The organism is Lutibacter citreus (assembly GCF_003260195.1).
GTDB lineage: Bacteria > Bacteroidota > Bacteroidia > Flavobacteriales > Flavobacteriaceae > Lutibacter > Lutibacter citreus.
The window spans coordinates 1-11895 of the sequence record NZ_QEIH01000019.1 but is presented as its reverse complement, the minus strand read 5'-3'; the positions used below and the strand labels follow the sequence as shown (position 1 = coordinate 11895).

Below are 11895 nucleotides of genomic sequence, written 5' to 3'. Positions count from 1 at the left end.
AGCATCTACTGTTTTGTGATTTTTCAATACTTCTTTTACGCAACGAAGTTTAAAATCGTAACTATACTTGACTTTTCTACCCATAAATATACTCTCAAATAGTGTCTAACTTTTTGGGGGCAGTTCAAAATCCGCGAGGATTTTCGTAAGTAGGCTAGAACTAGCAATAAATTATATACGGTGTTGGCAACCGTTATTTCTCTTTTAATTTTCTATAATCTTCAATATCCAAAAGTTCAAATGGTTTAGAATCATCTTCTACATCGCAAGCTTTTAGATAAGTGATTTTTACTTTTCCATTTTCTTTTTTCAAAAGACACTTTCTAACACTTATCAACTTCAGTTTATCCGCAACTCTTGGATGAATAGCAGTACAAATTCCTATTCCAGCTGCTCTAACACTTGGGAATAGAACTCCATCAAGTCCAGTATTTGACATTAAAGTAGAAAGTAACGCAGAAATATAATATTCGTGATTATTTCCTGCTTTAACATCTTTAGAAAACTCGTTTGCTAGAAACTTTAAATATTCAACTCCTTTAGTTTCCAATTCGGGATTTTGTTTCAGTAAAATTTGATAATCATTTTTTATTTTCTGTAAATAATCAATTACATATTCTTTTGTTGGGTCAAAAATTGTAGCTAAAGTCATAAACTCTTGAACTTCCCAAGTTCCAATAATCATTAGCCTTTCTCCTTCTGGAATTGAATTGTCTCTCAATAATTCGCTTGTTTCACAACAAGCTGTTAACCTTGTATTAGTGTGGTCGTCAATAGTATAATTATCTTTAAGAACTGAACCATAAAACATTGTGTTTTCAGGCGTGCTTGCTCGAAGATAGTTTGTATTATATTCAGCTGGTGCATATGATAATCTACTCCTTGTATTAAAATCGGCTTCATCAACATCGATTCTTACAGCTCTATCAAAAATTTTTCCTTTTTCATATTCAGTTCGCATAATTGGTAATGCACCAATTTTATTAATAAGTTGATTAATTTCTTCAACACTATTTTTTGTGAGGTCAATCTTTTTCAGAGCTTTTAAATTTTCCATATTTACTTGATGTTGATTGAGTTTTTAATGGTTGCCAACGGCTAGTATAAGGGGCGTTTTAATGCCCTTTATACATTGTTGTAGCCAGTTTTATTGATAAGGATATCTATAATCATTTTATTTTTTAGTATAGATATAATTCTTTATTTGTTACCCATTTCAGAAAAGAAAATGCCTTAAAAACATTAATCTAAAATTTCCTCTAAAGTAATGAGATTATCATCTGGAATGCGGTCTATCATCTTATTGTAAGGGTCTATACCTGCTTTTATCGGCAGTTTCTCTGTGAGATATGTAAATGTTGATTTTCCAGATTTCACCCAAACTTTTTCCAGAACTAAAGGCGACTTTATTTTCATGCCTTGTTCATTTTTAATATCATTATCAAATATGGCAATTTCAAGTAGGTTGGCTTTATCTCCTGTTGCTAATAATTTACCATTACCATCAAAATAGTTTTTTAAGCTTTCAACTTCAATCGTCACTTCATATTTGTCACCTGCAACTTTTTTATAAGAGGCTTCTGTAACTTTGTTTGAATAAAGCGTTATCTTTTCAAAGCTATCTTCTAAATAATATTGAAGAGAATCTGGAGTTGCAGACTTCATATAGTCATACCATTCGACTGTAGTTGTAAAAGGCGCTTTTGGTCTAAAACGCGCAGCCTCCATGTATGCTTTAAAAGCTTTATTTAATTCGTCTTCACCAATTAAATCTTGAAGCGCATAAAGTATCAATCCTCCTTTTCGATACCAAACATATGCCTGATTATCATTGTCAAGTAATGTTTTTTCAAACTTACTTTCGTTGGCTCTACTTCTTAAATACCTATCTAATTCTTCTTTTAAAAAGTTTTGCATCGCATCAACCCCATATTCTTTTTTCATAACCATCAATGAAGAATACTCCGCCATAGATTCTGAAATTTGATTGGAACCACGTGTTGCAGATGGAGTAACTTGATGTCCCCACCACTGATGTGCAACCTCGTGTGCCGTAACAGTATAAACATAATCTAAATCATTTGGATCACTAAAATCACCTACCCAACCAAAACTTTCTGCAAATGGAACCGTATTTGGAAATGATTGTGCAAATGTAGAATATCTAGGAAATTCAAGTATTCTTATTTGACGGTATTGGTACGGACCATAATTTTCTGAAAAATAATCCATAGAATGTTTTACTCCTTTTACAAAACGATCAATATTATAAGTATGCGTTGGATGATGAAAGATCTCAATATTTACTTTCTCGCCCGATTTACCAGTCCAAACTTCTTTATGAACTTCATATTCAGCAGAAGAAATATTATAGAAAAAATCTAATTCACCTTCCATTTTGTAGGTGTAATATTTTCTTCCATTCTCTTCCCATTCTTTTTGCAAATACCCAGGCATTATCGCAATCTGATTTGGTGCTGTGCTAACAGTTCCTTCAAAAGTTACATAATCGGCATCGTCATTAAACAATAAATTATTTACACCCCATTCGTCTGTTTGTTCTGGCAATTGATAGTCTTTAATTGGCAAGTCGTATTTTTTACGATCTTGATCACTTGTTAACTCGCCTTGCGCATCATACCCAAAAGATGGAAAAAAACTGTTATTTAAAAATGTTCCGTTGTAAACAATGGTAGACCCTGAGCCTTCATTAGGAAATCCTTTATACGAACCTGTTACTTCTAAAGTCATGCTAATAGTATCATTAGGTTGTAACGGTTTTTCAAAAGCATAAATTTCATAACCAAAATCGTTATAACGTTTCCCTAATTTTGGAGCAACTCCTTCAATAGTAAAGGTATTTACTTCTTTTTTTAACAACCCTTCTGCGCCCCAATTTAAATGTAATGAATCAATTACTTCATTAGATTTATTAACCATTTTATAAAGTACCTTAATTTTTGCAGTCCTTTTTTCAGGAATTAAATCGGCATTAATTTTAACATCAATAACTTTTGGTTGTGCAATTTTATCGTATTTACTTAATTGCTTTTCGTAATTGGCTCTACCAATTGTTCCTTGTTTTACCGTTATGTAATTGTTTAATGTTTTGGTGTTATAATTAATAAAAATACCCGAACCAATAAAAATTACAAACAATATTGCTAAAGCTGAAATTGTTCTAATATTTAGTCGTTCTTTCGCTATTTGCCAACGCGCTTTTCTTCCTGAATCTGTTCCTCGTTTCCAAAAAAGATAACCAATAACTAATAAAACACCTCCACACGCCAACCAATAGGTTCTAAACCAAAATAATGCCTCGGCAAAATGTCCGAATCCATTCATGTCTGATAGCGTATAACCTGGTGCATAACTATATAAGTATAAATTATTATTTACATCGGCTAAACTATTCAATCCAAAAAGTAATACCCAAATAGCAATGGCAATTACGTGTCCTATAAATTTTTTGGTAACAATAGAATGCACAAAAAAGGCTAATAAAACAAAAATAATGTACTTAGGAAATTCAATTAAATATAAATCGGTAAAGTACTTTTCTAATTCAAAATTAAAATAACCTTTAATAATTTGATTTATTATTCCACTTACTAAAATCATGTTTATTAAAACAAAACTTATCATTACTAATGCTAAAAATTTAGACCCATATACTAAACGATTTGGTAATGGAAGGGAACCAAATATTTGATTGTAATGTACATTGCGTTCTCTATGCATTACTTCACCTGTCATAAATACAATTAAGATAAATATGAGAATTACATAGGTAAAATCTTTTACTTCTAACATATAATTTGTGAGTGGTAATGAGGGTGTTCCATAGATAGGGAAACCAAACCAAGCATCAAAAAATAGAAATAACACAGCAGCTATTAAAATGGCTATAAAAAAATTATCTCTAGTAATATTTTTAAATTCCATAACGGCTAAACTAAACAGTAATTTAACATTTAAGCTTTTTGAAAATATTTTTGAAACGCTTGGGATTTTAGTCAGTGCGGCGGCTACATTATTATTACTATCATCTAAGTTGTCATTTTTCTTTTTAGATTTATAATTTTTATTCAAAAATCTCTGAAAGTCAAATCTAAATAAGGTAAATAGAAATGCCAATAAACCTAAACCAACCCAGATAATACGATTCCAAATTAACATACCTTTAAACGGAACCGTTAAACTATTTTGTTCTTCAGGAGTCCAGTATTCTATTATATTTTGAAAAGTACCTAAACCAAATGGATCTAGAAGGCTTACTAAATCTTTGTTTTCAATATCTTGCGTTAATGTTAAGGTAATTAAATACGTAATAAAAAGTATAGCACCACCTGCATAAGCTAACATTACCTTTTTTGTTAAACTCACCAAAGCAAAGAAGATACATCCTGCAAAGAAAAAATTAGTCCAATAAAGCATTAATGTTGGTTGTATATAATGCCAAAGATTAAATACTGTAAAGCGTTCTGGCTCTTCATAACCTGCAAATGGACCTATAGCAAAACCTATAACTAAGCCTATCTGCAATCCTAGACTCACCATAAATAGCACAGACATAGAACCAAAAAAACGTCCTAATAAATAGCCTTTTTCACTAATTGGATAGGAGAAATAATAATTCTCCGTTTTATGCTCTATATCTCTATAAACTGGGACGCCCATAATTGCACTTGAAAGCATAATACCAAAAATGCTAATGGTAGATAACATAGTGGCGATGGCTACAGGAGAGTTTACAAATACTTTTTCTGATGCAGGGCCATTTCCGCCAATGGATACTATTAATCCAAATATTAATAGAATTCCAAAATACGACCAAGTTGCTGGTCGTTTTAACCTGTATTTAATTTCGAATAAGAATATTTCTTTAAACATAATTGAATGATTTTTATATGGATTAATTAAATAATTATGCTAAAGTAGCATCCATACGAGATGTAATTTCAGTAAAATAAACATCTTCTAAATCTGCAGCAATTGCTTCAAAAGAAGCATCTGGTTGATTGTCACTTAATACGTGAATAACCGTTTTTCCTGCTTTTAAATGTGTAGAAATAACTTGTAAATCTGATTGGTAATTTGCTAGTTCGTCTTTTTCAATCGCTTTTGTCCATATTCTGCCTTTAATGCCTTCGGTTAAATCATTAGGATTTCCTTTAACCACAACTTCACCAAGACAAATAATTGCCATATTATTACATAAGTTAGAAATATCATCAACTATATGTGTAGATAGAATTACAATGGTATTTTCTCCAATTTCGCATAATAAATTATGAAAACGATTCCGTTCTGCTGGATCTAAACCTGCGGTTGGTTCATCTACAATTATTAATTTTGGATCACCAATTAAAGCTTGTGCAATACCAAAACGTTGTTTCATTCCGCCAGAATACGTTCCTAAACTTTTATTTCGAACATGCCATAGATTGGTTTTATTTAATAAGGATTCTACTAAATCTTTACGCTCTCCTTTGTTCGATATTCCTTTTAATGAAGCAATATGATTTAACATATTGTATGAACTTACTTTAGGATACACACCAAATTCTTGTGGCAAGTAACCCAGAATTTTTCGTACTTCGGCTTTGTCCTTTAAGATATCCAAATCACCTAACATTGCAGTACCAGAATCGGCTTGTTGCAATGTTGCTAAAGTTCTCATTAATGATGATTTTCCTGCTCCGTTTGGTCCTAAAAGACCAAACATTCCTTGAGGAATGTTGAGGCTTACGTCTTTTAAAGCTTGAACACCGTTTGAATAGGTTTTGTTTAGATTCTTAATTTTTAATTCCATAATTTAAATGACCTTTTTAGTTAGTTAGTCCTTAAAGATACTTAAATTATTGAGAAATAGATTTTAAAATGTTTGCATGAAATAAATGTAAGTCTTGCTTTTGGTAATAAATTTATTTTTTTAATTGGTTACAACGTGATTGTGTATGGTTAGTTGCGTGGTTAAGCACCTAATTTAGCAAATAAATCACAGATAGAATATTCCGCAGGAATGTTCGTAAGTCGGCAGTGACCTAGCAATTAATTATACACGGTGTTGTGCATAGTTTTTCTTTTTTCAATACCATCCCATTAGAGTCATTATTCCAATTAGGATTAGTCCAATTGTCATTATGATTTGGATTGCTAATATTGTCATTAAGGACGCATTTAAATATTTCTTTTTAAAAGGCAATCCCTTGTATGGAAAAATTGCAACTATTGTTCCAAGCAAGAAACCGAGTAAATTAAATCCAATTAAATTTGCATTCAGGGCAGACAAAAGATTCTCTGTCGTGCTTCTTGTTCCTTTTATTAAAAGTCCAAAAAAGATTGTGTTAATCACAATCAGAATTGCTATTCGAATAAGGTATTTTTTTCGGTTAGTTTTCAGTTTTGCAGTTAAGTCATTAGTTAATTCAGTGTCTAATGTTATTTGGTCTTTCATACTGTCTTTTTTAATTATACAGGTTGTTGTACACAGTTTTTTTTCGTTTTATTATTTCAAATATTCCTAAAGTCAAAATTGTAATTATTAATCCTTGAAGAAATATCATTCCAATTCCGAATGCGAATAAATCTATTAATTCAGTATTTCCATTTTCTAATTCAGCATTTCCATTTCCAGGTAAATAATCTCGATGAAAACTAGTCATAATTATTACAAAACGTTCAAAATACATTCCACTTTTCATTCCAAATACGACTAAAATCACATACCAAAATTTTGATGCTAATTTTTTAATGAGCAAAGTCAGAGGTAAAATTAAAGCAGATAAAAACATTATCCAATAAGCCCAAGCATAAGGTCCAGTTGCTCGATTAATAAAAGCGTATTCATCTGGATTCATAGCCATTCCAATCAGATAGAATGTAAAAGTGACTATCGTATAAATAATGATTAACCAACGAATTAAATTCAGCGTTTTTCTTGTTTCAAATCGGTTTTTGAAGAAGAGTTCGACAAGTATTAAAGTCAGAATTATTGGAATCAGACAGTAAATCAGATTCGAATCAATTATTTCAATAATCCTTTTAGATACTTCCATTTTTCGTTTTTCGCAGGACGTCCCTCAAATTGTGCACAACGGTCTTTTATAAGATTTGTGCGACTGGAAAATCGGAGATTTTTCGGACGTAGCAAATCGTTTGTTGAATGTTTGTCGTTTGTATTAGTTCAAATTTAAGCATAAATTTTATGAGTTGTTGCCTAACGTTTTAATCAGTTGTGTTTAACTAAATTTTCATTTAAAAGATTTTCTAATTTAGTTTTGTCTTTATCTGTTAAATTCACAAAATTTATATTAGAGGTTTCTCCGTTGATTTTATTTATAGTTAATGAATTTCTAAATAATTCTATTTTTTCAATCGTTTCAAGTTGAATTTGTTCATTAAAGTTCTCAATTTGAAATTTAATTGAATTAGTCGTAAAACTTATTAAACCACTCGGGATAAAAAATAATCCAATAATAATTTGAAATAATCCTAATGTAATCAAAAGACTAAATAAGGTTAAATCAATTGTAAAATATATTTTAGAAATTATAGAACCAATCAAAATAATTGTTCCAAAAATAAAAGGGGTTGTTCGATAATAAGAATCATTTGAAGTTTCTATTCCAACATAATTATTTTTCTCATTACGATGGTATTTAATTCTTTTAATTAAGCTATAAAGTGAACCGAGAATAAAAATTATCGGAATCAAATATGAAAATCCAGGAATGATTTTTTCGAAATCTAGAAACATAATCAGAAGTATGATTCCGATTACTAATATTTCTCGAATTAATGGTTTTATATTTTTCATCTTTAATGTTTGGCAACGGTTTTTGGTATGGAAAGTTGCGTTTTTGGAAACGTAATTTTCCGATGTTTAAATTTAAGTTATTTATATTTTTAAAACATTTTATTTTGTTGAATTTAGCAATTTTTTATACCAGTTGTTGTGCTTTCGTACTTTTTCACTTGATTAATTCGTTTATCTTTTCAAACCAACCTTTTACTTCTCCAGTTCTATCTCGTTCCTCAATCATTTCTATTGTCATTTCTTGAAAAGCTCTATCTGCTAAATACTGTTTTGCTTTTCCATCTCGAATTGTATTTGGTAGGCCAGCTTTAAGTGAATAAGCCTCTGCAAATATTTTTGGCACCGCCTTTCCATCTGCATTTAAATTGTCTGGAATTATAATATCAATATCAAAAGCATTTTTTATTGCATCACTATGTAAATAACTTTCGATTTCTAGTTTTTGGGTTAAAGTTCCAAATGAATTATCTGGCCTTGCATTAACTTCGTCAATTGAATTTTGATAAGTAGCAACATCATTGTCGTAAAGATGAAATTCTGGTTTTCCTAAACCTCTTAAATAGTTGTTGTTTACCCAATGTTTTAGAGTAGAGCCACCCATAAGAACAAACGCGACTCTATCATCTACTTGAAAATCAGGTATTTCAGGATGTTTTGAGTTTATATATTTACTTAAATAACCTAATGCAATAACATCTGTTGGTCCTTCGACACAAATTAATGCTTTAACTCTGCTGTCTGGTGTAACTCCTAATGTTTCTGCTACTTTGCTAAAAATGTGTAAGCCTTTTTCAATTTTTAAATCACCTGTAGATTCATCTTTATTAATAAATCTTAAACTATTAACGGGAAGTTCTGATGCAAGACCAGGACTGTGTGTAGTTAAAATAATTTGACAATCGCTTTCATTTGCAAGCGATTTAAATGATTCTATTAATATTTTTTGATTATTCGGATGTTGTGCCGTTTCGGGTTCTTCTAATGCATATATTATATTCCTTTTAGATGTAGATTTTAACCTACGTTCAGCTTCAGCCTTGAAAAAACTAACTAAAATCATTCTTCTCACTCCGCTTCCTCTTTTATTTAAAGGAATTCCATCATCAGTGTCCATTTTAATTGAAAAAAGACCCTTCCATTTCGCTGGAGTTGGTGGAGTGAATTTAGGCTCAAGTTTACTTGCTAAATTTTTATCAATTGTCTCTAGTGCTTTATGAGTGTCATTTGCAATTTCTTCAGCCTTTTCTCTAACTTTATCTTGAATTTTCTTAATATCCTCTTTTACCTCCGAAATTGCCATTTCAATGGCAGCTTTCATTGGATCTTGAACCTCTGTGTCAGAATCATTACTACTTCTATCACTTTGAAACAAAGCAAAAATAGGTATGTGTAAATCAATTTGTTCCCAAATTCTTTTCGCATCTTCTTTTTGTTTTGATATAGGAATATCTACTTGTTTTAATTCTAAATCCGATACTGATTCCCAAATCGCTTTTCGCATAGTTGGATTACCTTTTAATTTAGAATCAAGTGATTTAGATTTTATTATTGATTGAAGTTCTTTTTCCTTGAGTTCTAAAAGGTTTGACACTTCCGAATTTGTAGGGTGTAATGCAACGACATATATTTCTACGGTTGGAGTTTTTTTACTGCAATCAAAGACTTTCTTTATAATTAATGTGTTGTCTTTAGAGACTAGAAATTCATCTTTTAAAGTAGTAGGTGAAGAAGTGTCAATTGAAATTTCTATTGGTAAGTCTTCAAATTCGCAAATAATTTCTACAGTACCACTTGTTAAATAAACATTTGAATCCTCTTGCTCAATTTTAACAGTTTGGTTATTAAAAAATATTTCTAAAGCTTCCAATACTGTAGACTTTCCAATATCATTTTTCCCGATAATTGTTGTCAATTCATCGAAATCAATTTTTGTTTCTTTTTTATAGGCTCTAAAATTATTTATTGACAGTGATTTTAATTTCATAGGTGTTTTTTTCAGTATGAAGCACAACGGTTTAGAATATGAAAAGTTGCGGGTTTGAAAACGCAATTTTCCGATGTTTAAAATTAAGTTTTTTTGTTTTAGAAACATTCTATTTTACTGAATTAAGCAATTTTTTATATGCATTGTTAGGCTACGTTATTTTTCTTCGTATTCTCATTCCATACATCAATCGCTAATTTGAAATTTTCTGGTTTGAAACCTCTTATTTTAGAAATATATTTTACTATCTCTTTCATTTCTGTGGTTATAAACTTTTCAAAATTTTCAGATTCCTTGGTTGTGAAAACGTTGGTTTCTAACAATGCCGTTGTTTTTATCGTTTCTTTAAAAATCATTTTATGGTTAAGTGTGATTTTTCTTTCCGCTAATTTTGGACTTTGTTGCAAGTAATGTGTAATTGTCAAAATTATATTTAGAATCCTAATCATTGGATGTGGATGACTGTTTTCATAATAATAAATTTCTCCTTTACAAGTTTGAAATGATAAAAAATATAAAAGAGAGGAAGAACAAAATATTTCAATTAGAGATTCCATTTTATTAGAATCTAAATCATCTCCAAAGTGTTTTAATGCATATTGTTGGATATGTGAAGCAATCGAAATTCCACTAAAACTGTCAGCGTCAATTTCAAGTTTATGTCTAGTCAAATCAAATTCCTCAACCTCAAAAGGTCTTTCGTACAGATGAGATTCTAAATATTCCGATTTTTGAACTAAATGAGCCAATTCGTGATAGAAAGTAAAATGCATTGTTAATTGATACATTAAAACGTTTATTGGGTTGTCCAGATAGTCTATTTCATTAACATAAATGGCTTTTAAAATTTCGTGGATTTCATTTTTCTCAAATAGGTTCTGTATTGTCCAAATTTGCAAACCTGAATTGAGGCAAATAATATTATAACCATTTGATTTACCTGCTCTAGCATTTACGCTAAAATCATTGTAGAAGAAAATGAGTCCATTATCCACTCCGTATTTAGCTGCAAGACTTAAAGCTCCTTTAGAAAAATTGAAAGTCTTGCTAAATTCATCTTTATATGGTGAATCTTCAAAATCAAATACTTCGTCAGCAGTAAATTCGGTGTTCTCAACTACTGATTTAGTTTCTTTCGTATATGGATTTTCGTTCATTTCCTAATGTAGCCTAACGTTGTTGTATAAGCTTTGTTGCGTGGTTAAGCAGTGAATTTAGTAAATAAAACACGAACGGCGAAATTCCGAAGGAATTTCCCAAGTGAGCTAAAACCAGCAATAAAGTTTATACGGTGTTGGCATTTCGTTTTTTTATTCAAACTTTTAATTGTTCAAATTAGTTCCTTTTTTTTCTGTATTTGAGGTAATTCTGTTAGCATTTCATTCCTTAGACTTTTTCAATTCCGCTTGAGTAAGCAATTCCACAATTTACTTTATTAATATTCAATTAGTATTTTAGTTTGTTATTTAATTAAAAAACTATTTCATTTCATAAGTCTCAGTAAAAATATATTTTCCACTTGATGATAAAGAATGCAACTCCAATACCTTACTTTTTTTTCCTTTAAAAAGTGAGTCTCCTTTATTCAAATCTTCTCCTTTCCTTATGTTAAAAAGAAAAAGGCTAAACTCACTATTATTAATTTTTACAATAGCCTGACTTTTATCTCCATAACGAATTGATTCAATTATTCCACTAATTTTTTTTTCATAAAACATTTTATAATCTTTTTTCTCTTTTTGTCTAAAAAAAAAGATTCCAATTATGGTTATAATTATAAATATTATTATGCTATATGTTCTTTTCAATTTAGTATTTCCTGAGTTTTCTGATAAATGAATGCCAACTCTCTTATATGTTCATATTATATGCGCTTATCCCCCTCAAATTAACCGTATAAGGTGAATATATGTTTTCTTTATACATCTCAAAAAATTCCTTTAGGGACAATAAATTCAAATATAAAAAAGTTGATTTCAAATTTATATGATTATTATCACTTACCCTATTCTATTTACTACCAATTTTTAAGTAATCCTCATTATTGCCATTTACCATAAATTTCTTAACCGCCTCATCCAATGGGTTA

Annotated in this window: 9 protein-coding genes; all 9 read right to left on the bottom strand. The window is 30.1% G+C overall.

What is annotated here, in order from left to right; genetic code table 11:
- Positions 1–193: 193 nt before the first annotated feature.
- Positions 194–1057 (bottom strand): hypothetical protein, encoded by an 864-nt coding sequence (locus DAD81_RS20335; protein ID WP_111710276.1) that lies wholly within the window; start codon positions 1055–1057, stop codon positions 194–196.
- Between the two features lie 185 nt (positions 1058–1242).
- Positions 1243–4893 carry an ABC transporter permease/M1 family aminopeptidase gene (locus DAD81_RS20330; RefSeq protein ID WP_111710274.1) on the bottom strand — a complete coding sequence of 1217 codons (3651 nt, stop codon included), beginning with the start codon at positions 4891–4893 and terminating at the stop codon, positions 1243–1245.
- 34 nt (positions 4894–4927) lie between these two features.
- Positions 4928–5815 carry an ABC transporter ATP-binding protein gene (locus DAD81_RS20325; protein WP_111710272.1) on the bottom strand — a complete coding sequence of 296 codons (888 nt, stop codon included), beginning with the start codon at positions 5813–5815 and terminating at the stop codon, positions 4928–4930.
- Positions 5816–6091: 276 nt separating this feature from the next.
- A complete protein-coding gene (locus DAD81_RS20320) occupies positions 6092–6460 on the bottom strand; it encodes a hypothetical protein (protein WP_111710270.1) in 369 nt (122 codons plus the stop codon).
- Between the two features lie 10 nt (positions 6461–6470).
- Positions 6471–6869: a hypothetical protein gene (locus tag DAD81_RS20315; protein WP_111710268.1), complete on the bottom strand. Its 399-nt coding sequence runs from the start codon at positions 6867–6869 to the stop codon at positions 6471–6473.
- Between the two features lie 365 nt (positions 6870–7234).
- Complete coding sequence (locus DAD81_RS20310; protein ID WP_157961209.1) at positions 7235–7822, bottom strand: hypothetical protein; 588 nt, start codon at positions 7820–7822, stop codon at positions 7235–7237.
- Between the two features lie 154 nt (positions 7823–7976).
- On the bottom strand, positions 7977–9806 hold the full coding sequence (locus DAD81_RS20305) for an ATP-binding protein (protein ID WP_111710264.1): 1830 nt from the start codon (positions 9804–9806) through the stop codon (positions 7977–7979).
- Between the two features lie 146 nt (positions 9807–9952).
- Positions 9953–10963, bottom strand: coding sequence for a hypothetical protein (locus tag DAD81_RS20300; protein WP_111710262.1), 1011 nt, complete (start codon positions 10961–10963; stop codon positions 9953–9955).
- Between the two features lie 321 nt (positions 10964–11284).
- Entirely contained in the window at positions 11285–11524 is a 240-nt protein-coding gene (locus tag DAD81_RS20295) for a hypothetical protein (protein ID WP_111710260.1), read from the bottom strand.
- Positions 11525–11895: the final 371 nt, after the last annotated feature.

Bases quoted from the DNA above. Each gene is read 5' to 3' on its own strand.
- DAD81_RS20335 (WP_111710276.1), bottom strand. From the start codon at position 1,057: ATGGAAAATTTAAAAGCTCTGAAAAAGATTGACCTCACAAAAAATAGT.
- DAD81_RS20330 (WP_111710274.1), bottom strand. From the start codon at position 4,893: ATGTTTAAAGAAATATTCTTATTCGAAATTAAATACAGGTTAAAACGA.
- DAD81_RS20325 (WP_111710272.1), bottom strand. From the start codon at position 5,815: ATGGAATTAAAAATTAAGAATCTAAACAAAACCTATTCAAACGGTGTT.
- DAD81_RS20320 (WP_111710270.1), bottom strand. From the start codon at position 6,460: ATGAAAGACCAAATAACATTAGACACTGAATTAACTAATGACTTAACT.
- DAD81_RS20315 (WP_111710268.1), bottom strand. From the start codon at position 6,869: ATGGCTATGAATCCAGATGAATACGCTTTTATTAATCGAGCAACTGGA.
- DAD81_RS20310 (WP_157961209.1), bottom strand. From the start codon at position 7,822: ATGAAAAATATAAAACCATTAATTCGAGAAATATTAGTAATCGGAATC.
- DAD81_RS20305 (WP_111710264.1), bottom strand. From the start codon at position 9,806: ATGAAATTAAAATCACTGTCAATAAATAATTTTAGAGCCTATAAAAAA.
- DAD81_RS20300 (WP_111710262.1), bottom strand. From the start codon at position 10,963: ATGAACGAAAATCCATATACGAAAGAAACTAAATCAGTAGTTGAGAAC.
- DAD81_RS20295 (WP_111710260.1), bottom strand. From the start codon at position 11,524: ATGTTTTATGAAAAAAAAATTAGTGGAATAATTGAATCAATTCGTTAT.